Annotated in this window: 18 protein-coding genes and 1 tRNA gene; 12 read left to right on the forward strand and 7 right to left on the reverse strand. The window is 34.2% G+C overall.

Going from position 1 to position 23785, the window contains the following annotated elements:
- Positions 1-15 precede the first annotated feature (15 nt).
- From EM932_RS04615 to EM932_RS04645, 7 genes are all read left to right on the forward strand, one after another.
- The gene (locus EM932_RS04615; protein ID WP_135875983.1) at positions 16-3312 is read left to right on the forward strand and encodes a PKD domain-containing protein; all 3297 of its coding nucleotides are present in this window, start codon (positions 16-18) and stop codon (positions 3310-3312) included.
- A 107-nt stretch (positions 3313-3419) separates the two neighbouring features.
- Positions 3420-6878 carry a hypothetical protein gene (locus EM932_RS04620; protein ID WP_407925211.1) on the forward strand — a complete coding sequence of 1153 codons (3459 nt, stop codon included), beginning with the start codon at positions 3420-3422 and terminating at the stop codon, positions 6876-6878.
- A gap of 10 nt (positions 6879-6888) precedes the next feature.
- Positions 6889-8178 carry a glycoside hydrolase family 17 protein gene (locus EM932_RS04625; protein ID WP_135875986.1) on the forward strand — a complete coding sequence of 430 codons (1290 nt, stop codon included), beginning with the start codon at positions 6889-6891 and terminating at the stop codon, positions 8176-8178.
- Between the two features lie 18 nt (positions 8179-8196).
- Complete coding sequence (locus EM932_RS04630; RefSeq protein ID WP_135875988.1) at positions 8197-9684, forward strand: glycoside hydrolase family 30 protein; 1488 nt, start codon at positions 8197-8199, stop codon at positions 9682-9684.
- A gap of 31 nt (positions 9685-9715) precedes the next feature.
- Entirely contained in the window at positions 9716-11278 is a 1563-nt protein-coding gene (locus tag EM932_RS04635; protein ID WP_135875990.1) for an MFS transporter, read from the forward strand.
- Between the two features lie 19 nt (positions 11279-11297).
- The gene (locus EM932_RS04640) at positions 11298-12224 is read left to right on the forward strand and encodes a glycoside hydrolase family 17 protein (RefSeq protein ID WP_135875991.1); all 927 of its coding nucleotides are present in this window, start codon (positions 11298-11300) and stop codon (positions 12222-12224) included.
- A 158-nt stretch (positions 12225-12382) separates the two neighbouring features.
- Entirely contained in the window at positions 12383-13078 is a 696-nt protein-coding gene (locus EM932_RS04645; protein ID WP_135875993.1) for a LysE family translocator, read from the forward strand.
- Positions 13079-13515: 437 nt separating this feature from the next.
- Here EM932_RS04645 and EM932_RS04650 read toward each other — a convergent pair.
- The 3 genes from EM932_RS04650 to EM932_RS04660 all read right to left on the reverse strand — a co-directional run bounded on the left by EM932_RS04650 (position 13516) and on the right by EM932_RS04660 (position 14211).
- Positions 13516-13586 (reverse strand) — tRNA-Cys (locus EM932_RS04650).
- 53 nt (positions 13587-13639) lie between these two features.
- Positions 13640-14002: a dihydroneopterin aldolase gene (gene folB / locus EM932_RS04655; protein ID WP_135875995.1), complete on the reverse strand. Its 363-nt coding sequence runs from the start codon at positions 14000-14002 to the stop codon at positions 13640-13642.
- On the reverse strand, positions 14002-14211 hold the full coding sequence (locus EM932_RS04660) for a zinc ribbon domain-containing protein (RefSeq protein WP_135875997.1): 210 nt from the start codon (positions 14209-14211) through the stop codon (positions 14002-14004). Before EM932_RS04660 ends, folB begins: the two co-directional genes overlap by 1 nt.
- Before the next feature lie 177 nt (positions 14212-14388).
- Here EM932_RS04660 and EM932_RS04665 point away from each other — a divergent pair, with 177 nt between their 5' ends.
- The 4 genes from EM932_RS04665 (at position 14389) to EM932_RS04680 (ending at position 18786) form a co-directional block, all read left to right on the forward strand.
- Positions 14389-16425: a glutamine--tRNA ligase/YqeY domain fusion protein gene (locus EM932_RS04665; protein WP_135875999.1), complete on the forward strand. Its 2037-nt coding sequence runs from the start codon at positions 14389-14391 to the stop codon at positions 16423-16425.
- Positions 16426-16502: 77 nt separating this feature from the next.
- Entirely contained in the window at positions 16503-16988 is a 486-nt protein-coding gene (locus EM932_RS04670) for a DUF1761 domain-containing protein (protein WP_135876000.1), read from the forward strand.
- A 70-nt stretch (positions 16989-17058) separates the two neighbouring features.
- Positions 17059-18219 carry a GNAT family N-acetyltransferase gene (locus EM932_RS04675; RefSeq protein WP_170179725.1) on the forward strand — a complete coding sequence of 387 codons (1161 nt, stop codon included), beginning with the start codon at positions 17059-17061 and terminating at the stop codon, positions 18217-18219.
- 63 nt (positions 18220-18282) lie between these two features.
- A complete protein-coding gene (locus tag EM932_RS04680) occupies positions 18283-18786 on the forward strand; it encodes a hypothetical protein (RefSeq protein ID WP_211344255.1) in 504 nt (167 codons plus the stop codon).
- 224 nt (positions 18787-19010) lie between these two features.
- Here EM932_RS04680 and EM932_RS04685 read toward each other — a convergent pair whose 3' ends face one another.
- On the reverse strand, positions 19011-19538 hold the full coding sequence (locus EM932_RS04685) for a hypothetical protein (protein ID WP_246040897.1): 528 nt from the start codon (positions 19536-19538) through the stop codon (positions 19011-19013).
- Positions 19531-20460, reverse strand: coding sequence for an SPFH domain-containing protein (locus EM932_RS04690; RefSeq protein WP_135876002.1), 930 nt, complete (start codon positions 20458-20460; stop codon positions 19531-19533). The genes EM932_RS04685 and EM932_RS04690 overlap by 8 nt, the downstream gene beginning before the upstream one ends.
- Positions 20461-20538: 78 nt before the next feature.
- Here EM932_RS04690 and EM932_RS04695 point away from each other — a divergent pair, with 78 nt between their 5' ends.
- Positions 20539-21219: an outer membrane beta-barrel protein gene (locus tag EM932_RS04695; RefSeq protein WP_135876004.1), complete on the forward strand. Its 681-nt coding sequence runs from the start codon at positions 20539-20541 to the stop codon at positions 21217-21219.
- A gap of 467 nt (positions 21220-21686) precedes the next feature.
- On the opposite strand, the gene EM932_RS04700 is transcribed toward EM932_RS04695, so the two are convergent.
- Both EM932_RS04700 and EM932_RS04705 read right to left on the reverse strand, forming a co-directional pair.
- Positions 21687-22892: a hypothetical protein gene (locus EM932_RS04700; RefSeq protein ID WP_135876006.1), complete on the reverse strand. Its 1206-nt coding sequence runs from the start codon at positions 22890-22892 to the stop codon at positions 21687-21689.
- 128 nt (positions 22893-23020) lie between these two features.
- Entirely contained in the window at positions 23021-23785 is a 765-nt protein-coding gene (locus EM932_RS04705; protein ID WP_170179726.1) for an outer membrane lipoprotein-sorting protein, read from the reverse strand.

A 23785-nucleotide genomic window follows, 5' to 3' on the forward strand; every position in this document is an offset into this window, starting at 1 on the left:
TCAAAATAAAAAACGATGAAAAAAATAATAAAAATAGTTAAGTATATATCAATTTTGATATTGGCATTATCCTTCAATGCATGTGAAGATGACGATACCGTATTACCAAGAGTTGAAGCTGGTTTTACTTATACAGTTGATATGAATACAGGAACCGTAACCTTTATCAACATATCAGAAAATGCAAATACCTATGAATGGGATTTTGGAGATAATGACACATCTACTCAAATTAACCCAGTAAAAGTTTATACCAATGGAACTTACACCATTACACTTAAATCCATAAATGTTGCAGGAGCATCTGATGCGTTTGAAGATGACATCGAGATATCAATTCCAGAAGCTGTTGCATTTCCGATTTCATTCGATTCGGACAATGTGAATTATGGTGGTGATGCTTTTAGTGGCGCTTCTTTTGCAATAGTAGACAATCCGGATACTTCAGGGTCAAATACTGATACTTCCAAAGTTGGAGCATTAACCAATAGCGGAGCTACTTTTGAAGGCGTAGCTTTCGAGTTAGGAACATCAATAGACCTATCGACAGAAAAAACCATAAAAATGGATTTTTGGTCAGACGCTCCAATTAGCGTACTGCTTAAACTTGAGATTTCAGAAAATGATTTTATCGAAATTACGGTTAATCATGGTGGTACAGGATGGGAAGAACTATCTTTTAATTTTTCCGATTCAGGAACATATCCGAAGCTTGTGATTTTTGTAGATGGCCCAGGCACAGCCTCAGGAACTTTTTACTTCGACAATTTAGAGCAAGTTGAAACAGATACTACTGGGGGAGCATGTACAGATACGCCTGTTGCAGCAACTGTATTCCCTGTAGATTTTGAAGCTTGTGAATCTTTTATAGACTCATTTGCAAACGATGGAAGTATTACGACAGAGCTTTCGGGCAACCCAGATAAAACAGGTGTAAATACCTCAGATAATGTTTTAAAAGTAGTTAAAGCTAACGGAACTAATAGATGGGCTGGGTTTCAAAACGCATTTCCTGAAAATTTTGATGCTACAAAAACACTTAAGGTGAAAGTATATTCGTCTAAAGCCAATGCTGTTATGAAATTTGAGGTAAATAGCAACCCCCAACCTGCTGGTTCTGGAAACCCTGGACCTCAATATGCGACTATAACAGATGCTAACACGTGGACTGAAGTAGAAGTAACATTTACAGGAATACCTGGTAATAATACAGGTCTTAATCAGCTAGTTATAAAACCAGATAATCCAGATGGTACAGACGGTACCTTAACAGATTCTGAAGAAACTTATTATTTTGATGATATTTTCTTTGGTGATGGTGGTGGTACATCTACAGAGCCAACAACGGCAGCACCAACACCAACTCAGGATGCAGCCAATGTGAAGTCAGTATTTAGTGATACATATACAGACATAGCGGGTACTAATCTAGATACCAACTGGCAAGGCGACCTTGTTTCAGAAACGGTGGCTATTCAAGGCAACGATGCCATAAAATATAGCAATGTGAAATTCATTGGGATGCAATTGGCTGGAGATACCGATTTCTCTGATATGGAATTTTTACATGTCGATATTTGGACACCTGATGCTACCGTGTTAGAAATAACTCCGATAAGCCCTCCAAACGAATTATTAGTGGACTTACCTAATTTAACACAAGGCGAATGGAAGAGTTATGACATTCCTGTAACTGATTTTACAGGGGTTGATTTTACCAAGATATTGCAGTTCAAAATTGATGCGCAAAAAGGTGTGAATCCTGCTGTAGTTTATATGGACAACCTATTTTTCTATAAATCAGGATCAACAGGTGGTGGCACAGAACCAACAATCGCAGCACCAACACCAACTCAGGATGCAGCCAATGTGAAGTCAGTATTTAGTGACACATATACCGATATAGCGGGTACTAATTTAGACACCAACTGGCAAGGCGATTTAGTTTCCGAAACAGTCGCTATTCAAGGTAACGATGCCATAAAATATAGCAATGTGAAATTCATTGGGATGCAATTGGCTGGAGATACCGATTTCTCTGATATGGAATTTTTACATGTCGATATTTGGACACCTGATGCTACCGTGTTAGAAATAACTCCGATAAGCCCTCCAAACGAATTATTAGTCGGCTTACCAAATTTAACACAAGGCGAATGGAAGAGTTATGATATTCCTGTAACTGATTTTACAGGGGTTGATTTTACCAAGATATTGCAATTCAAAATTGATGCACAAAAAGGTGTGAATCCAGCTGTGGTGTATATGGACAACCTGTTTTTCTATAAATCAGGACCTGCCCCTACAGAACCAACAATGGCAGCACCAACACCAACTCAGGATGCAGCCAATGTGAAGTCAATATTTAGTGATGCATATACAGACATAGCGGGTACTAATTTAGATACCAACTGGCAAGGTGACCTAGTTTCCGAAACAGTGGCTATTCAAGGCAACGATGCCATAAAATATAGCAATGTGAAATTCATTGGGATGCAATTGGCTGGAGATACCGATTTCTCTGATATGGAATTTTTACATGTCGATGTTTGGACACCTGATGCTACCGTGTTAGAAATAACGCCGATAAGCCCTCCAAACGAATTATTAGTGGACTTACCTAATTTAACACAAAGCGAATGGAAGAGTTATGACATTCCTGTAACTGATTTTACAGGGGTTGATTTTACTAAAATCTTGCAGTTCAAAATTGATGCGCAAAAAGGGGTAAATCCAGCTGTTGTTTTCATGGATAACCTGTATTTCTATAAATCGGGGTCAACAGGTGGTTCTAGTGGATGTTCTGGTTCGGCAATAGCTGCGACAGCATTCCCAGTAGATTTTGAAAGCTGTGAATCTTTCATTAGCACCTTTGGTAATGATGGAAGTATTACGACAGAGCTTTCAGCAAACCCTGCAAAAGGAAGAATAAACACTACAGATAATGTGTTGAAAGTAGTTAAAGCCAACGGAACGAATAGATGGGCTGGTTTCCAAAATCCTTTCCCTAGTAATTTTGATGCCACTAAAACATTTAAGTTCAAAGTGTATTCAACGAAAGCAAATGTTGTTATGAAGTTTGAAGTGAATAGCGACCCTCAACCTCCTGGTTCTGGAAACCCAGGGCCACAATATAGAACAATAACACAGGCTAATACCTGGACTGAGGTGGAAGTTGTATTTACGGGCATCCCTGGTAATAATACTGGACTTAATCAATTGGTTGTAAAACCAGATAACCCAGACGGTACAGACGGTACGCTTACAGATTCAGAAGAAACCTATTATTTTGACGATATAAGACTTGAATAAGGTTAATTCAAGAATAATAAATACAACATAATGTAGACAAAGAAAGGCTAGCACAAATGTGATCTACTAGCTAGCCTTTTTATTAAAATAAACTTTAAAAAAGTTAAATGAATAGTACAGTTTTTATAGACGAACCTAAAATTTCAAATCATATGAGTACTATAAAAGGGGACTTTGTGAGCTTTGAAAATGAAACCTATTATAAAATTTCTAGTAGCGATGCGATGCGCCCTTTCTTTATGAGCATAGTCAGCGATTCTAATCACTGGATGTTTATTTCAAGCAATGGAGGATTAACTGCCGGAAGAAAGAATGCAGAGTTTTCGCTATTTCCTTATTATACAGATGATAAAATAACCGAATCATCCGAAATTACAGGAAGTAAGGCTATTTTTCAGATACATAAAAACGGAAAGCTACACATTTGGGAACCATTTTCTATACGCCAGATGGGTATTTACAAGACCCAAACAAATCTGTATAAAAATATATATGGGAATAAAATTGTTTTTGAAGAGAATAACCTTGATTTAGGCTTAACATACAGATATCATTGGAACACTAGCAATGAATTTGGGTTTGTAAAAAAATCAACATTAATAAATAATTCTGATTTTAAAATTAATGTTAATGTTTTAGATGGGTTACAAAATATTTTACCCGCAAGCGTAACTGCTGATACGCAAAGCGGTAGAAGTAATTTAGTAGATGCCTATAAAAAGAGTGAATTGCAAACAGAAATTGGCTTAGGTATTTATGCATTAAGTGCGGTTATTGTAGATAAGGCAGAACCAAGCGAAGCCTTAAAAGCCAATATTGTATGGTCATCTGGGCTTAAAAACCCTACTCACTTATTGTCTTCACAACAATTAGACAATTTTAGGAAACATCAAGACATCCATCAGGAAGTTGATGTGAAAGCAGAGAAAGGCGCTTATTTTATATCAGCCGAAATAACATTAGAAGCAGAATCAGAAAAAAACTGGAGGTTTATAGCGAATGTTAATCAGTCAATTTCAGATATTGTTCAGGTTTCAAAAATCATTAAAAATGAAAAAGACCTCGCTGGTCTTATTCAAAAAGATATTGATGCCGGAACTAAAAACTTAATTCAGTTAGCTGGAGCCTCAGATGGGTTGCAATTAACCGCAGATCCTTTAATCAACACCAGGCATTTCTCAAACACACTATTTAATATCATGCGTGGCGGTATTTTTGATGATGGTTACACTATTGAAAAAGCCGATTTTATAAAATATATAGCCAAGGCTAATAAAGTGTTTTTCGATAAGAAGAATAGTCAGTTAAAAAACTTACCCGAAGCATTCACGCTTAATTATTTAAAAAATATTGCAGAACAAGATGTAGATGATGTTTTTAAGCGACTTAGTTTTGAATATTTACCATTAAAATTTAGTAGACGGCATGGTGACCCTAGTAGACCCTGGAATAAGTTTTCAATAAATACACATAGCGAAATTGATGGTTCTAAGATATTAGATTATGAAGGCAACTGGCGAGATATTTTTCAAAATTGGGAAGCACTTGCACATTCATACCCAGAATTTATAGAAAGTATGATTCATAAGTTTTTAAATGCAACAACATTTGAAGGCTATAACCCATATCGCGTCACAAAAGATGGCTTCGATTGGGAAGTTATTGAAGAGAACGACCCATGGTCTTATATTGGCTATTGGGGCGATCATCAGATCATTTACCTTCTAAAGTTTTTAGAATTTATAGAAGATCATTATCCTGGAAAACTTGAAGCTCAATTTGATCAGGATATTTTTGTTTATGCCAATGTTCCTTATAAAATAAAAAGTTATCAGGATACACTCATTAACCCAAAAGACACTATTGATTTTGACCACAAGTTAGACGCAAAAATTAATGAAGCAAAACAAAAATTAGGAGCAGATGGTGCATTGCTAAGAGATAAAAAAGACGCCATTTACAAAGTCAATTTAATTGAAAAGCTAATCACTACGGTATTAGCTAAAGTATCTAACTTTATTCCAGAAGGCGGTATTTGGTTAAACACGCAACGACCAGAATGGAATGATGCCAATAATGCCTTAGTGGGTAATGGTGTATCCATGGTAACCCTTTACTATTTATATCGTTTTCTAAATTTCTTCGAAAACATTATTGAAAAGTCCGAAACAAAACAAGTTGAACTATCTGAAGCATTAAAAATATGCTTTGATGAGGTGGTATCAACATTAGAAACGAATAAGCATACGCTTTCAGGAAACATATCAAACAAAGACAGAAAGACTATTCTCGATGGTTTAGGCCTAGCAGGGAGTAAGTATAGAAATACCATTTATAATGATGGATTTACAAGTAACAAATCCGTTGTAACCCAATCAGCACTTTTAGGTTTTATAACAACCACTAAAGCCTATCTACAACATACTATTGGTGCTAATAAGCGTAAGGATAATATGTTCCATGCCTATAACCTCATGACGGTTGAAAACGAGGAAGAAGTATCCATCTCGTATTTACCAGAAATGCTTGAGGGACAAGTAGCAGTTTTGAGCTCAGGTTATCTGTCTCCAAAAGAAGCTTTAAATGTATTAGATGGCTTAAAAAATAGTGCCCTCTTCAGAGAAGATCAATACAGTTATATTTTATACCCAGACAATGAACTACCTCGGTTTGATAAAAAAAATAACATCCCGTCTGAAAAAGTAGAACAATCAGATTTATTAAAGCAATTAATAAAAGATGGCAACAATCACATCGTCGAAAAAGATGTTTTAGGAGGGTATCATTTTAATGGTAATTTTAATAATGCCAATAGTTTAAAAGAAGCTTTAAAAAATTTATCTAAAAACGGTTACAAATCCCTTGTAGAAAAAGATACCGAGCTATTACTGACCATTTTTGAAGCCATTTTTGATCATAAATCATTCACTGGCCGTTCAGGAACATTTTTTGGCTACGAAGGTTTAGGGTCTATTTATTGGCACATGGTTTCCAAATTATTATTAGCCGTTCAGGAAAACTGTTTGTTAGCAATAAACACTAATAAAAATGAAAAACTCATTGGAAAACTTCTAGATCATTATTACGAAATAAATGCAGGCATAGGGGTACATAAATCACCCGAACTTTATGGAGCCTTTCCAACCGATCCTTACTCGCATACACCAGCCACCAAAGGTGCCCAACAGCCAGGAATGACAGGCCAGGTTAAAGAAGATATCCTAAGTAGAATTGGCGAATTAGGTGTTTTTGTAAAAAATGGCTGCATCACATTCAATCCATGTTTATTACGTAAAGAAGAATTTTTAAAAACGCCTAAAATTTTCAGCTATACGGATATTATAAAAGAGGAATGGGAAATGGTATTAGACCCAGATACACTTTGCTTTATGTACTGCCAGGTTCCAATTACCTATAAGCTTTCAGACAAAGATAGCCTACAAGTAGTTTTTAATAATAACAGACAATTGAGCTTTGATAATTTAAGCCTTGATTCACAAATTTCCGAGTCAATATTTCAAAGAAAAGGACAGGTAAATCAAATAAATGTATTGCTAAAAAGATAAAGGCAAACCGATGAAAACCAATTTAAAAAGACTCTTATTACTAACCATTTTAATTGCCACAACAGGATGTGCAAATAAGTCTAAAAAAGCAATAGAAAAAGTGACTGAAGAAAAACATATAACTGCAGCAGATATTTTAGGAAACCCAGAATATTTAGCCATTTCATATGGAGGTTACAGACAAATATCCCGAGATATTCAACCAACTATACCTCAGCTAAAAGAAGACATGAAAATTTTAGCGGCTATGGGAATTAAAATATTACGTACTTACAATGTACAACTGCAACAAGCCCCGAACATATTAAAAGCTATAAGAGAATTAAAAAGCGACGACCCAACTTTTGAAATGTACGTGATGCTAGGTGCCTGGATTGATTGTCAAAATGCATGGACAGACAAAGCACCCAATCACGACGTTGAAAGCGAAAACAATGTAGCCGAAATTGAAAGAGCAGTCGCTTTGGCTAAAGCATATCCAGATATTGTAAAGATCATTGCCGTAGGAAACGAAGCTATGGTAAATTGGGCAACAAGCTACTTTGTCCGCCCCAATGTCATTTTAAAATGGGTAACCCATCTGCAAGAATTAAAGAAATTAGGAGAGCTTCCAGAAGCTTTATGGGTAACCAGTTCTGATGATTTTTCCTCTTGGGGAGGTGGCGATACAAGTTATCATACTGAAGACTTGGAAAAACTAATCCAGGCAGTCGATTATATTTCCATGCATACCTACCCGATGCACAATACCCATTATAATCCTAAATTTTGGTTAGCTCCTGAGAGCGAATCTGGCCTTTCAGATCACGAAAAAATTGAATCGGCTATGCACCGTGCGCTTAATTTTTCCAAAGCACAATACGACAGTGTTTCAAACTATGTAAAAAGTTTGGGTGTAAACAAGCCCATTCATATTGGAGAAACAGGATGGGCAACCGTCTCAAATGGACACTATAGCAAAAACGGATCTAGGGCTACAGACGAATATAAGTCCGGTCGTTATCATGAATTGATGAGAGATTGGACCAACAAATCCAACATCTCCTGCTTCTATTTTGAAGCTTTTGATGAGCAATGGAAAGATGCCGCTCACAAATTAGGATCGGAAAACCACTTTGGACTCATCAATTTAAAAGGGCAAGCTAAATATGCCTTATGGGATATGGTTGATAAAGGCATATTCGATGGATTAACCAGAGATGGTAACCCAATAACAAAAACCTACAATGGAAACAAAGAAGCTTTAATGCAAGAGGTTTTAGTGCCTCCAACGCATGCGGAATTTAGTGTCACACATTAAAATCTATAATAAATGATTATGAAACCTTTAAAATATTATGTCTACGGTCTTTTATTTATGATGATGAGTTGTACGGAATCAGAAAACAAATTGCAAGCTGAAGTTTTTGAAACTTCGGCTAAAGGAAATCAACTGACCAAAATTAATGCGTTTCAAAAGTCAGATATTAAAGTGACTATACGCTTGAAACCAGACCAAACGTATCAAACCATTACAGGTTTTGGAGGTGCTTTTACAGAGTCTTCAGCCTATCTGCTAGACAAGTTAAGCAAGGAAAATCGTGACACTATTTTAAGAGCTTATTTTGCTAAAGAGGGTGCCAGATATTCGCTTACTAGGACACATATGAATTCCTGTGATTTTTCACTAACCAATTATTCTTATTCACCAGTAGAAGGCGATAAAAACTTAGAACATTTTACTATCGAAGAAGATATGGACGATCTAATCCCTATGATAAAAGATGCCTTGGCGATCTCTGAAGATGGGTTTAAAATATTTGCGTCTCCATGGTCTGCAGTGCCATGGATGAAAGATAATAACAGTTGGGTTGGTGGTAAGCTCCTTCCAGAATATTATGACACTTGGGCACTCTTCTTCTCTAAATATCTAGATGCCTATAAAACTGAAGGTATTGATATTTGGGGATTCACTGTTGAAAATGAACCGCACGGAAATGGCAATAATTGGGAGAGTATGCATTTTTCTCCCAAAGAAATGACTGATTTTGTTCAGTTTCACTTAGGTCCAAAATTAGAACATGACGGATATGGTGATAAAATCATTTTAGGGTACGATCAAAACCGAGCAGGACTGAAAGAATGGGTGGATGAAATGTACAGAGACGAAGCCTCCTCAAAATACTTTGATGGAACGGCCATACATTGGTATGAAAGTACTTATGACTATTTCCCGGAAGCCTTACAATATGCTCATAATAAAGCGCCTAACAAACTATTAATAGAAACTGAAGGTTGTGTGGATTCTGAAGTGCCTAAGTGGAAAGATGATGCCTGGTATTGGAACAAAGAAGCAACAGATTGGGGCTGGGATTGGGCCTCCGAAGCCGAAAAATATCTACACCCAAAGTATGCACCTGTAAACCGATATGTGAGAGACATTATCGGGTGTTTAAATAACTGGGTTGATGGATGGGTAGACTGGAATATGGTATTAGACAGGCAAGGAGGCCCTAACTGGTTTAAGAATTGGTGTGTAGCTCCTGTGATTGTTGACCCTGATGCCGATGAAGTTTACTTCACGCCTATTTATTACACCATGGCTCATTTTAGTAAATATATCAGACCCGGAGCAAAAGTTATCGGACTAGAAAACTCAGACAAAAAACTTATGGTCACAGCTGCTCAAAACCCAGATGGATCTATCATTGTTGTGGCTTTTAACGAAACCGAAATCCCTAAAAGCATTAACCTATCAATACATGGAAAAGTGAAAGACTTTGCAATAGACGCTAAAGCTATTCAAACTATTGTAATTTCTAATTAAATGAAGTTTAACTAACTAATAGCTAAAAGATATGTCAAATATAAAAACTGCAGCGAAAGATAGAGTCCCAATAGGGCAAAAAGCGGCCTTTGGAGCTGGTCATTTTGTCCTTAACTTATTGCCTGGGGCCTTAGGGTTCTTTATGTTCTTTTTACTTACCGCTTTTGGAATGGATCCGCTTTATGCAGGGATATTAGGAGCACTTCCTAGACTTTTTGACGCGCTTTCAGACCCTATAATGGGTTTCATTTCTGATAATACAAAGTCAAAATGGGGACGTAGAAGGCCTTACATCTTTATTGGTGCTATTTTAAGTGGGATATTATTTGCTTTATCATGGCAAATGTCACCAGAAAATTCCCAAATGTATAATTTCTGGTATTTTCTTACCCTATCCATACTCTTTTTAGCAGGTAATACGATGTATGCGACACCATTAGTAGGTCTAGGTTATGAAATGACATCAGATTATAATGAACGGACTAGACTCATGGCTTTTTCAAACACTATGGGTCAAATTGCTTGGATGATAGTGCCTTGGTTTTGGGTAATCATTGCCGATCCTCAAATATATGAATCTCAAGCTGTAGGAGTAAGACATTTATCCATAATTGTAGGTATTGCTTGTGTTGTTTTAGGCCTACTACCCGCTATTTTCTGTAGAGGTATTGATTCAGCAAATATGGAAAATAGAAAAGAAATTACGTTTAAAACACTGGCCTCAAACCTTAAAGATTTATGGGATGGTATTAAACAGGTTTCAAAAAACAAACCATTTATGAAGCTTTGTGGTGCAACATTCTTAGTCTTTAATGGCTTTCAAATGGTCGCGGCTTTTAGTGTCTATATCATTGTATTTTATATGTATAATGGAAGTTATGCAAATGCCGGTACATGGCCAGCCTGGTTCTCAACAATCACAGCAGTTATAACCGCTTTTATTGTGATTCCCATTATTTCTAAAATGGCAAACAAATGGGGGAAACGAAAAGCCTTTATTATATCAACAGTAATTTCAATAATTGGCTACATATTAAAATGGTGGGGATTTGATAATGGACTAAATGAAAATTTCAACAAAACAGAATTTGGTCAATCTCTAAATAGTGGCGTAGCTTCTTTATTTGAATCTTTAAATCCATTTTTAGAGAGTGTAGGCATGTCTTGGTTTAGTATTGATACAAGTCAAGGATCGCCATGGCTAATTTTTATGCCGATACCATTCATAGCCTTTGGTCTAGGAGGGTTGTTCACTTTAATGATGAGCATGACCGCAGATGTATGTGATTTAGACGAATTAGAAAACGGAATGCCTCGTAAAGAAGGAACATTCGGTGCTATTTATTGGTGGATGGTTAAAATTGGACAGTCCATCGCTTTGTTTTTAGGTGGCCTGGTTTTAAAATTAGTAGGCTTCATTTCAGATGCTGAAACGCAAAGTGCTGAAACCATGTATAGCCTAAGAATTGCAGATATAATAATACCTTCTTTAACTGCTGGGATAGCTATTTGGATTATGTATAAATATAGTCTAAATGAAAAAAGAGCCAGAGAGATTAAAGCAGAATTAGTAAGAAGGAGAGGAGAACTATAAATATTAAAATCAACAAACTATGTCGTACAGATCAGATAAAATTATGGCCCTATCTGGCCTTAACCTGGAAAATAAAACAATAAAAGGGTTGCAGAATACATTTAAGAGAGTTCTTAAAGGTGGGATGCATGGGTTGTGCTTTAGTCCTTACGAAGAAGGGCAGTCGCCTGGAGACCAAATAAGTGTTGAGCAAATTAGGCGACGTATGGAAATTATAAAACCCTACACTAAATGGATTCGGTCGTTTTCCTGCACAGACGGCAATGAATTGATTCCCATTATTGCTAAAGAGTATGGTATTAAAACTTTAGTGGGTGCATGGTTAGGTAATGATGCTGAAATAAATAAAAGAGAAATATCGGGTCTTATTAAACTGGCTAAGGAAGGCTATGTGGATATTGCAGCAGTTGGAAACGAAGTGATGTATAGAGGTGATTTAAAAGAAGATGAGCTTTTGGGTTTCATTTACCATGTAAAAAATAAAATTCCTGATACTCCTGTTGGATATGTTGATGCTTACTACGAATTTACACAACGACCAAAAATAACAGAAGCATGCGATGTCATTTTGGCTAATTGTTATCCTTACTGGGAAGGGTGTCATATAGAATATTCATTGATCTATATGAAGGATATGTTTAACCAAGCTGTAAAAGCAGCCAATGGTAAAAAGGTTATTATATCTGAAACTGGATGGCCTAGTCAGGGCGAGGGTTTAAATGGTGCTTTACCTTCATTTATAAACGCGATAACATACTTTATCAATACCCAACAATGGTCTAAACAAGACGATATTGATATTTTCTATTTTTCATCATTTGATGAATCGTGGAAAATAGGAGATGAGGGAGATGTTGGTGCATTTTGGGGGCTATGGGATAAATACGAAAAACCTAAATTCTATTCAACTCCTGTGCTTTTTAATAAAAACAAAACCTTCGTATAGGTATAAATTAAGAAATAGCAGTTTCATAAGTATTTAGTTTGTTTGATTCGCTAAGAAAGGGTGTGATTTTATTGTCACACCCTTTTGTTATTTGTGACTATCATACTTACATTAGTTACAAAATATTTCTTTACTTTGTGTAAACCTTCACTTAAGTTATGTTTGATGATATCTTAACCGCCATTCCTTTTGGAATAATACTAGCCTTTACAATTGGTCCCGTATTTTTTGTGCTTTTAGAAACAAGTGCCACAAAAGGTTTTAGAAGTGCTTTAATTTTCGACTTAGGGGTCGTTCTTGCCGATATTATTTTTATTGTTATCGCTTTTTATAGTACCAATAACTTAAGGGGTAAAATTAGTAACGATCCGAGTTTTTTAGTTTTTGGTGGTGTTTTATTAATTGTTTACGGTATCATTTCCTTCATAAAAACATCAAAATCTTTTAGGGCAATCGTTAAAGAATATCACAAAGTTGAAATTCAAAAAGACTACGGTAAACTTTTTATAAAAGGCTTCTTACTTAATTTTATAAATATTGGTGTTCTAATTGGTTGGCTAGGTTTTATGGTATTGGGAGATACATTAACCACATCGGAAAACGGCGATATTGTTTTTATTGTTACCATGATTGGATCTTATTTTGTTACGGATCTAATTAAAATCTTGGTGGCCAAAAGATTAAAAGCAAAATTAACACCACGGCTTATTTTTAAAACCAAAAAAGTAATCGCCATGGTTATTTTAGGTTTTGGAATTTTGTTATTTGTTCAGGGATTGTTTCCTGAAGCATATGAAAAAAATAAAGAAAAGTTAGAACAAATAAACCCCATAAAAGAAAAACTTCCGGAATAATCTGGAAGCTTTTTTGAGGTGTCTAGAAAATTAGAAAAACAAATCCAGATAGAAGGTTTTGCTTCTATTTAATGTGAGCTCGATATATTAAAACTTAACAATCAGTTGTTTAATTGTTTTAATAAAGAAACTATGTCATTCAGAACGCTATCAAAAACAAAATATATTTTGTTTGAAGATATAAAGCGAAGCTTGTGAGGAGGAATCCCATCTTTATGAGATTTCTCGAAAGTTTATCTTGAGTACTTCGACTACGCTCAGCATAAACTAAAGTCGAAAGGCTCATGCTTCGCTCTGTCGAAATGACAAACACTTGAAATTCATTGATTTAATATTATTTTTCATAAAAAAAATTAAATCGAAACTGACGTTATTTAATTAATTTTTCTAAAAACTTATCATAAAAAAACCCTCAAGAAAAACTTGAAGGTTTTTTGAGGCGTCGAGCGGATTCGAACCGCTGTAGAAGGTTTTGCAGACCTCTGCCTAGCCACTCGGCCACGACGCCATTTTTAATAGGATACAAAAGTAAAAAAAAATATAACTTTTCCTTACTTTAAATTACTTTTTACGCTTATCGGTCATTTTTATCGTTACCCTTTCAACATCGCCTCCAATAGGTGGGTTTAATTTACTCACCCAAACCGTTGCTTTTTTTACCAATTTATCTTCATTAAAAATTCTATCAAGTATACGCCTGGCTACAGTTTCAAGCAAATAAGAAGGAATTTCCATTTCTTCTTTAATAATTCGGTTTAAAAACACATAATCAACCGTATCAGATAACTTATCTGTCTTTGCTGAATTTTGTAAATCGGCTTTAACCTCCAGATCAACACGATAATCACTGCCTATTTTAGTTTCTTCTTTAAGACAACCATGATAGGCAAATACCCTAATATTTTCAACTTTTATAATACCCATTAATTTGTAAAGAAATCAAAAACGTTGCTTAATGCACTCGTTTTGGTTTTGTAAAATTCTGTATAAGTGCAACGCTCACATGTAACAGAAGTAAATTTCTGATTTTGTATATCAAAAATCTTAGAAAATGTTCCACCTGTCGCCCTCATTTGACCTATTTTATAGTTTTTGTTATGACATTTTGGACACTCATAATTTAAATTTTGCATGGGTTAAATATTTAAGAAGTTAATACTATACACCATATAAGTCTATGTAATTAAAAGTTTGTTACGCTTCTTAAATATATTATCCCAAATGTATTTCCAAATGTTCTTAGTATTGGGCTAAAATAACTCGAATTTCCGTAATTTTGGGGTTTATTTAGCTGAAATAAATTAGAAAAAATGTCTGAAGAAAGAAAACCACTCAATTTTATTGAGCAAATTATAGAAGAAGATTTATCTAATGGCGTATCAAAAGACGAGTTGCGTTTTAGATTTCCTCCAGAACCTAATGGTTACTTGCATATTGGTCACACAAAAGCCATTGGTATTAGTTTTGGTTTAGGTGAAAAATATAACGCACCAGTTAATCTTCGTTTTGATGATACAAACCCAGCAAAAGAAGAGCAGGAATATGTAGATGCTATTAAAAAAGATGTTGCTTGGTTAGGTTACAAATGGGATAAAGAATTATTTTCTTCAGATTACTTTCAACAACTTTACGATTGGGCCATTGTTCTTATAAAAGAAGGAAAAGCCTATATAGATTCACAATCTAGTGAAGCTATGGCAGAACAAAAAGGAACGCCAACTCAACCAGGGGTTGATGGTCCTTTTAGAAATAGGAGTATTGCTGAAAATTTAGATTTATTTGAACGCATGAAAAACGGTGAATTTGAAGAAGGTTCACATATCCTTCGGGCTAAAATAGATATGCAGCACCCTAACATGCTCATGCGTGATCCGATTATGTATCGTATTTTAAAAAAACATCATCATAGAACAGCAAACGATTGGTGTATTTACCCTATGTATGATTGGACTCATGGAGAAAGTGATTATATAGAACAAATATCACATTCGCTATGTTCTTTGGAGTTTAAGCCTCACAGAGAGCTTTACGATTGGTTTTTAGACCAAGTTGTAGACACATCGCTTATAAGACCTAAGCAACGTGAATTTGCACGTTTAAACTTAAGTTACACGATTATGAGCAAGCGTAAGCTGCTCCAATTAGTTAATGATGGTGTTGTAAGTGGATGGGACGACCCACGTATGCCTACTATTTCTGGTTTACGTCGTCGCGGTTATACTCCATATGCTATTAGAAAATTTGTAGAAACTGTTGGTGTTGCAAAACGAGATAATGTTATTGATGTGTCTCTTTTAGAATTTTGTATTCGTGAAGATTTGAATAAAATAGCGCCGCGAGTGATGGCTGTTCTAGATCCCGTAAAGTTAGTAATTACTAACTATCCTGAAGGTAAAGAAGAATGGTTAGAGGCTGAAAATAATCAAGAAGATGATAGTGCGGGGTTTAGAAAAGTACCTTTCTCTCGCGAGCTATATATTGAAAAAGATGATTTTAAAGAAGCAGCTGGTAATAAATTTTTTAGACTGAAATTAGGAGGTGAGGTCCGTCTTAAAAACGCCTACATCATTAAAGCTGAAAGTGTTAAAAAAGATGTCGATGGAAATATTATTGAAATACACTGTACCTATTCCGAAGACACTTCTAGAAAAGTAAAAGGAACATTACATTGGGTATCCATTAAACATGCTATAAAAGTTGAGGTTAGAGAATACGATCGTTTATTTATGGACGAAGCTCCAGATAATCATCAAGACAAAGACTTTATGGATTTTATAAATCCAAACTCCTTAAAAGTTATTCCAGCTTTTGCTGAACCAAGTTTAAAAGAAGCTAAAATAGGCGATAGGTTTCAATTTCAACGTTTGGGGTATTTTAATGTGGATAACGATACTACCTCAGAAAGAATTATATTTAACAAAACTGTTGGATTACGTGACTCTTGGGCTAAACAAACCCGTGCTGAGCATAGTCGAAGCAAACCGACTCAAAATAGTTCGAATCAAAAACAACAAAACAACAAATCGCAACAACCAAAACGAAAAGCGATTGATGTTATTCAACAGTTAGGAAAAAAGTACACAAACTTACCAGAAATAAAACAGCAAAAAATAAAAGCTGAGATTCAGGAACTTGCTAAAAATGTGACTTACGAAGAGCTAGAACCTTTGTTTAATACCGCAGCTAAAAAGGTGGGTACTAGAATTGCAGTAGTACTTACTTTGGGTGTATTATTAGAAAACGGACAAGGCAAAAACGGTATTATAAATGATTTTATTACTAAAGCTCTAGAAGATAAAAACGAGTTGTTAGTAACTGAGGCTGAGCGTATTCAAAACATAATCTAAAATTCCTAAATCAGGAAAAAATAATAGCCGTATTATATTTTTACATATATTTATATTCTAACTATAACTAATTTATTATGGAATTCTTAAACTTTCCAGCAATTATCGTTGCTGCAGTTTCGGCATTAGTTGTCGGATTTATTTGGTATAACCCAAAAGTATTTGGAAATGCTTGGATGAAAGCAGCAGGCATGACAGATGAGCAAGTAAAGGGTGGAAATATGGCTAAGATTTTTGGCTTAGCACTCTTATTCGCTTTCTTATTAGCTACAGCACTTCCTGGCATTGTGATTCATCAAATGGGTGTTTTTAGTTTAATTGGTGGCGATCCTTCTGTTGCGTTACCATCTTATGATGCTATAATGAATGATTATGGTGATGCTTTTAGAACGTTTAAACATGGCGCTTTACATGGTGTTTTTACCGGTATTTTTATTGCACTTCCTATTATAGGCACGAATGCTTTATTTGAGCGTAAAAGCGCCAAATATATTTTTATTAATAGCGGTTATTGGATTGTAACCTTAGGTGTTATGGGAGCAATTATATGTGGATGGAAATAATCATTTTGTAAAGTTTTAACATATTTAAAGACTGAAAATTGTAGTTTTCAGTCTTTTTTATTTTTCCCTATTGAATATAACATCTCACATTTATTATTCTGCTAACAACCTTCCAGAAGGTTGGGATGCATTTGTAAAGCATGATATCTTTTTACAAATAAGTTATTTAAAAGCTTTAGAAGAAGCGTCTCCAGATAATATTCAACTTTTTTATGTTGGTGTTTTTAATGATGGGCTATTAGTTGGTGTTGCTATTATTCAACGCGTACAACTATATCTAAAAGACATGTTTAGAAAAGCAGAAGTGTCTTGTTTAAAAGAGTTTTTTCAAAATATCATTTCAAAAATTCTTAAAGGGAATATATTAGTTGTTGGAAACTTAACCCATACAGGGCAGCACGCTTTGTTTTTTGATGAAAACAAGATTACACAATCAGATTTTTTCAATGTTATTTTTGAAGGATTAGATATGCTAAGAACAAAAATAAGAGAGACTCAAGGAAAAAAAATAAGAGCACTGATGCTTAAGGATTTTTTTCTTGAAGATCCTATTCATAAAGATAAAACTACTTTTAATGCTCATAAATTGCACGATGTGTTTGTGCAACCCAATATGATTATGCCTACACGTTCTAATTGGGTAAAAATTGAAGATTATAAAGCAGATTTAAATAAAAAATATAGAGATCGATATAAACGTGCAAAAAAGAAATTAGGTGCTATAAAATGCATTGAACTTGATCTGGAATCTATTAAAACCAATTCAAAAAAACTTCACAGTTTATATTTAAACGTTTCCAACAATGCCAAGTTTAACACATTTATTTTACCAGAAAAGCATTTCTATATTTTAAAACAAAATTTAAATGAACACTTTAAAGTGTTTGGCTATTATCTGGATGATAAATTGGTAGGGTTTTATACATTAATTTTAAATGATAAAAATTTAGAAACCTATTTTCTAGGTTATGATAAAGGGCTCCAATATACTAATCAATTGTATTTAAACATGCTTTATAATATGGTGGAATTTGGGATTGAAAATAAATTTTCATCTGTCGTATATGCCAGAACTGCGATGGAAATTAAAAGCTCTGTAGGAGCAAGGCCCAAAGCTATGCTGGTATATTTAAAACATACCAATAGATTTATGAATACAATCTTGAAAGGTATATTTGGACTCATGAACCCTACTAAAGATTGGGAAGAACGGCATCCTTTTAAAAACTAAATTGGATTGCTTTTGTTTGGATGCGTTTATTTTTTCGACCTAAACCATATAAAAACAAATATTATGAAAACACTAACGTTGATTTTATTAGTCTTACCGTTCTGCATTTTTTCGCAGAATATGGATAACGAAAAGCTTGATACAATTTACACGACGGTTAGTGATTCCATTCAAGGAAACCCAGGAGCATGGCAATTTTTTGTTAAAGAAATTCCTCTTATGTGTATTACAGATACAAATCATAATAGAATGCGCATTATATCTCCAATTGCAGATTCTAATAGTTTGAGTGATGAACTTATTAAGGCAGCTTTAGTTGCAAATTTCCATACGGCTTTGGACGTTAAATATGCTGTTTCAGATGGTGTTTTATGGTCTGTATTTATTCATCCATTAAAGGAGTTATCTGAAAATCAAGTAAAAGATGCTGTTAGTCAAGTATATTATGCACATATTAATTTTGGGACAACATTTGCGAGTACTGCTTTAACATTTCCAGGTAGGATAAATAGTAGAGATGACGATGTTGAAAAAAAGAAAGAGCAACCTAAATTTAAAAAATTATAAACCTGAAAAAGTAAGAATGCTTCTAAAAAGTATATATTTTGTCATTCAGAGCATAGCGAAGAATCTCACTGTTTTACTTCAAATGAAGATTGAATTAAAAAAAGAGCTTTCTGGTTTCAGGCTTTCATCCATTTTTATTTCTTGATAATAGTATTTATAAGATTCTTCAGTCGTTCCTCCTTCTGAATGACAAAATATATACTTTTTAAACAGCCTCCTTTACCTCATATTTCTTCGGTAGTCATTTCGTCCTCGGGAACCTTCAGGCTTGTTTTAAAATTAGGAAATACTAAATCCATCATAGCTTCATTTTTTAATTGTTTGGCTTCCATGAAATACCAAAATTTTGCTTCACTATTATAAATTCCAAACAAGTAACTTTTAGATTTTATTCGTTTATCACTTACAATCATCTGATTAAAACCTTCGACATAACAGCGATATTGATCATCTTCAAAAACAACATCTGAAACTCCTAAAATTTCGGCTTTTTCAAAAACAAAACCGTCTTCTTTCATAGAATCAAACGTCGATTTTAACAAATCAATGGCCTTTTCTTTTCCCCCCATAAGTTCCAAAATACTTGGATAAGTATAGTCTAAAAGTTTATCAAAATCCATTTTGAGGGTTGCCTGAGATGCTATTTTAGCGTCTCTTAGTGCTGATGCTTTTAATTCTTCGGTAGATTGTGCAAAAGAAATGCTACCACAAAAAAGTAGTAGCATTAAAGCAGTTGAAATTGTTTTATTCATCTTTATCCTCGTCTTTTTTAGCGTTCTTCATTGCTTCACCAATTTGATTACTAGCCGTAAAACTAGCAACCATATCATTCAACATTTGGCTTCCTGCCTGTGGTGAATTAGGTAATAAAATTAAGTTACTATTGGTTTCTTGCCCTATAGCCTGTAGCGTATCATAATGTTGCGTTACTACTATAAGTGCAGATGCTTCTTGCGAGTTAATGCCAACTTTGTTAAGCACTTCAACAGACTCTTCTAAACCTCGAGCAATTTCACGACGTTGATCTGCGATACCTTGACCTTGCAAACGCTTGCTTTCTGCTTCTGCTTTTGCTTTTTCAACAATTAAGATACGAGCGGCATCACCTTCATATTGTGCAGCAGTTTTTTCTCTATCAGCAGCATTAATTCTATTCATAGCCTCTTTTACCTGAGCATCTGGATCAATATCGGTTACTAATGTTTTAATAATATCATAACCATAATCTTGCATAGCATCATTTAATTCAGATTTTACAGCGATCGCAATATCATCCTTTTTTAAGAAAACATCATCTAAAATCATCTTAGGTACTTCTGCACGTACTACATCAAACACATAACTCGTAATTTGATCATGTGGATAATCCAATTTATAAAAAGCGTCTTCAACCTTAATTTTGATTACTTTATATTGTACAGACACTTTTAGACGCACAAATACATCATCTTTTGTTTTTGTTTCTACAATAACATCTAATTGTTGAATTTTTAAACTCAATCTGCCAGCAATTCTATCAACTAATGGAATTTTTAACTGTAAACCTGATTGACGAATGCTTTGAAATCTACCGAAACGTTCTATGATAGCTGCGGTTTGTTGTTTTACAATAAAGAATGACGAGATTAATATTATTAATCCGAATACAATAATGGGAATAATGAGATAATTCATGGTATTTATATAAAAATGTTAGAAAATAACGAGTTACTAATTTAAGTTATATTTGCACACTTATCCCTATAAATAGTTATGAAAAAACAACTTCTCTTATTAGTAGTCATAGCAACCTGTTTTGTTACAACAAATTTTGCTCAAAAAGGAAATTATCGAATCTCTAATGGCTTTGGTATTAATGGTGGTATTACCAAGTTTGATATCACTACCAACAACTTTGTTACCAAACAAGGAGATGGTTTTTTAGGTGGTTTATCAGCTATGGTTGATATTCCTCACATATGGTATAATATAAGCTATGGTATGCAACTATCTGAAAGTACTATTGAAATTTTAGGACGACCTGATATAGCTAGTACAGAAGATTCTTTTATTGAATATAAAATGTTTGCTGCCCAATTGGTGTTTTTGGGTCATATAAAAGTAATTCCTAAGTATTTCACTATAGATTTAGGTCCTATGCTACAATATAACAGTAAATTAGAGTTTAAAAATAAAGACCAAAAAGGTTATTATATAAATAACTACACAAATTTATCTGCTGAGGATATTACTAATATTTCTCAATTTAATTTAAATGGTGCCATAGGTGCTTCTGTAGGTATAAAAAATGTAAAACTTAAAGCGCAATACCTTTATGGTTTTACAAATATTCTGAATAAACTTGAAGACCAGGACCTGGATGCTACAGGTGGTAATGCCCGTTTTAAAGGGAATCAAACCATGTTGATTTTTGGTGTGATTGTTTCTTTTTAACATTTTGTCAATCTTGTCATCTAATGTTTTTACCTGCTCTTGAGTTTAGGATATGTTTTTAGATTTTACAACGGTTTCTTTTTTATAAGCATCAAAATGAGTGCTATCATAAAAAAGTAGCGCTCATTATAGTAAAGTACTAAATTTTCTTTATAATTTAACGTGAGATCGATATATTAAAACCTAACAATCAGTTGTTTAACTGTTTTAATAAAGAAACTATGTCATTCAGAGCGCAGCGAAGAATCTCTAACTTTAAATAGCAACCATTAAGAAATAACCATTGGGCTAAAGCACGAAATTAAAGTATTCCATAATTAAAAGAAATATAATTTTTTGACCAATAGGAAACAATGATGTCATTCAGAATGATGAACAACCGAAGCGTCTAAAATTACTTTGCCTTGTTAGGCATAACAATAATTAGGTAAGAGATTCTTCGCGTTGCTCTGAATGACAGTAAAGTATCAAAAAAACTTCGAGAGGCTAAATCGTAAAAAGCTGTCTTCTTGAAAATTAGATAGTATAAATTCGTTGGCATCTATAGAACTAAAAATTCTGGCTTCAATTTCTGCTGTCCAACTGCTTCCAAAACGTCTGGAAGCTTCAATACTAAATATTTTACTGCTCGATTCTAAATCTGAAATCCCACCAATTAAAATCGACGTATCCTGAGTATCGTTAAAAGCGATTCTACTTCCAAAAAACATATCGTTTTGTAATGCATTTAAAGCCAATTCATCACGCTCATCGTAAAGGTATTCTCCTAGTAAACCAATGTCTAATCCATTACCATCAATATTGCTAAAGGTAAACTCCAAGCCCACAACCATGGCAAAAAAATCTTGTGCTTTAGCTGTTCTGTAAATAGACTCAAATTTCCATAGAAATGCATTGTGGGTAATCTGTAAATCGAGCCCTGTTTGATTGATTACTGGGTAAAATGCGTTGATGTTCCCTTGTTGATCAAACGTAAATAGGGGTTCTCTTCCGTTTCCATAAAAATGCGTCAGTCCAACATCAAAAGCTCCAAAATAGTGTTTCCATCTAAAGGCTAGATCTTGACGCCATTCCTCGGCACCGCTTTCATATTGAAGATCGTCTTTATCTATAAATACAGGAAACCTTAAGCGTCCTTTTGCTCCCGAGAATGTTCGTTTTCTGTGATAGGGCAAATAAAAGAAATCAAAACTACCCAGTTTATTAGTTGTATAAGTAAACTGTACCATGGGTTGTCCTAATTTGTCTTCACCATCAAAAGACTCCACGGCATCTGTTTGGTTTATAATGTCTACCAAATGATTGCTCTCGGCGACGCCCCAATATATTTTTTTAAGCCCTATGCTTAATTCCCAGCTTTTTTTTGCTTTTTGATAATATAGCTCTCTTATATCCCAATGGGTTCGTTCATCGTCCACATCTAATCTAAAAAATCCTGTAACATTAAATTGTTCATAGCCTTTGTTCCAATCTACTGAATACTCTGGTGTAAAGGCTATGGAAGGAAAGTGTTGTTTTTGATTACTAAATGTGGCATCATTATAAAAATATCGGTATTCAGCTTCAACTTCTAACTCGAAGTCCTGATTCGTTTTCTTTTCTTTATTTTGAGCATGAATAGTGCTCAAAAAAAGAATGAAAATAATGCTATTTAATATTATTTTTTGGTTCATTGTGTTTCATTAAAAAAGCAACACCAAAAGGCTATCATTAATCCAGGCTATTAATCAAATCAATCAAAAACTTAGACAATTAGGATAACTCCAGCCTATGGCATTGCTTTACTCGAGTTAGTCTAACGTTAAGATCTTTTTAATGCAACTTGAGTAAAATCTTCTTCAGATAGATTTGCATCAAAATTATAGTCGCTAAAATTTAATATGGTTTCTTTATTACTCTGATGATTTTTCATAATAAAGGTACTGGCTCTCCAAAATTTGTTTTTGTATAGTTTATAATTACTATAAACCAATGTTTTTAATAACGCATTTTTTCTATCGTAAAACTCTACTTTTTCAAAACGATAGCCTTTATCTTTATTATATGTGACTAAACGTCTTGTGTATCCAGACTTAGGGTCTACAGGGTCTTGTTCTACAACCAGAAGACTTCCTTTTTCTTCAATAAACTTGTAAGTGTATTTTTCAACTTCTTGAGACGATAAATCTTCGTATGCAAATTCACTTCCTACAAAAGGTCCAGATTTATTGTTAGATGAAATTCTTTTTACACGCTTTATTGAAGGTAAGTACAACCATTGATCGTCTGAACCAACCTTGTGTGTAAATGTTAATGTTGAAGTGCCTTTAACATCTTTAGGGCTATTAAAAACTATTAAAGATTTGTCTCCATCTTCGGTAAGCTCCAATGTTTTTGTTGTTAGTGATCGTTCACTGGTTTGACCATTTTTATTTTTAAGGGTCATTTTTAAATTCACTGTAGAACTATTAAATCCTAGATCTGCTTGTTCTGCTGCCTTAGCAATTTGTAATCCATGCTCTTCTGGTGTTTGTGCTTGTATTCCTAAAGTGATTAATACGGTTAGTATCAAAATTATTTTTTTCAT

This window comes from Flavivirga rizhaonensis, from assembly GCF_004791695.1.
GTDB classification, from domain to species: Bacteria; Bacteroidota; Bacteroidia; order Flavobacteriales; family Flavobacteriaceae; genus Flavivirga; species Flavivirga rizhaonensis.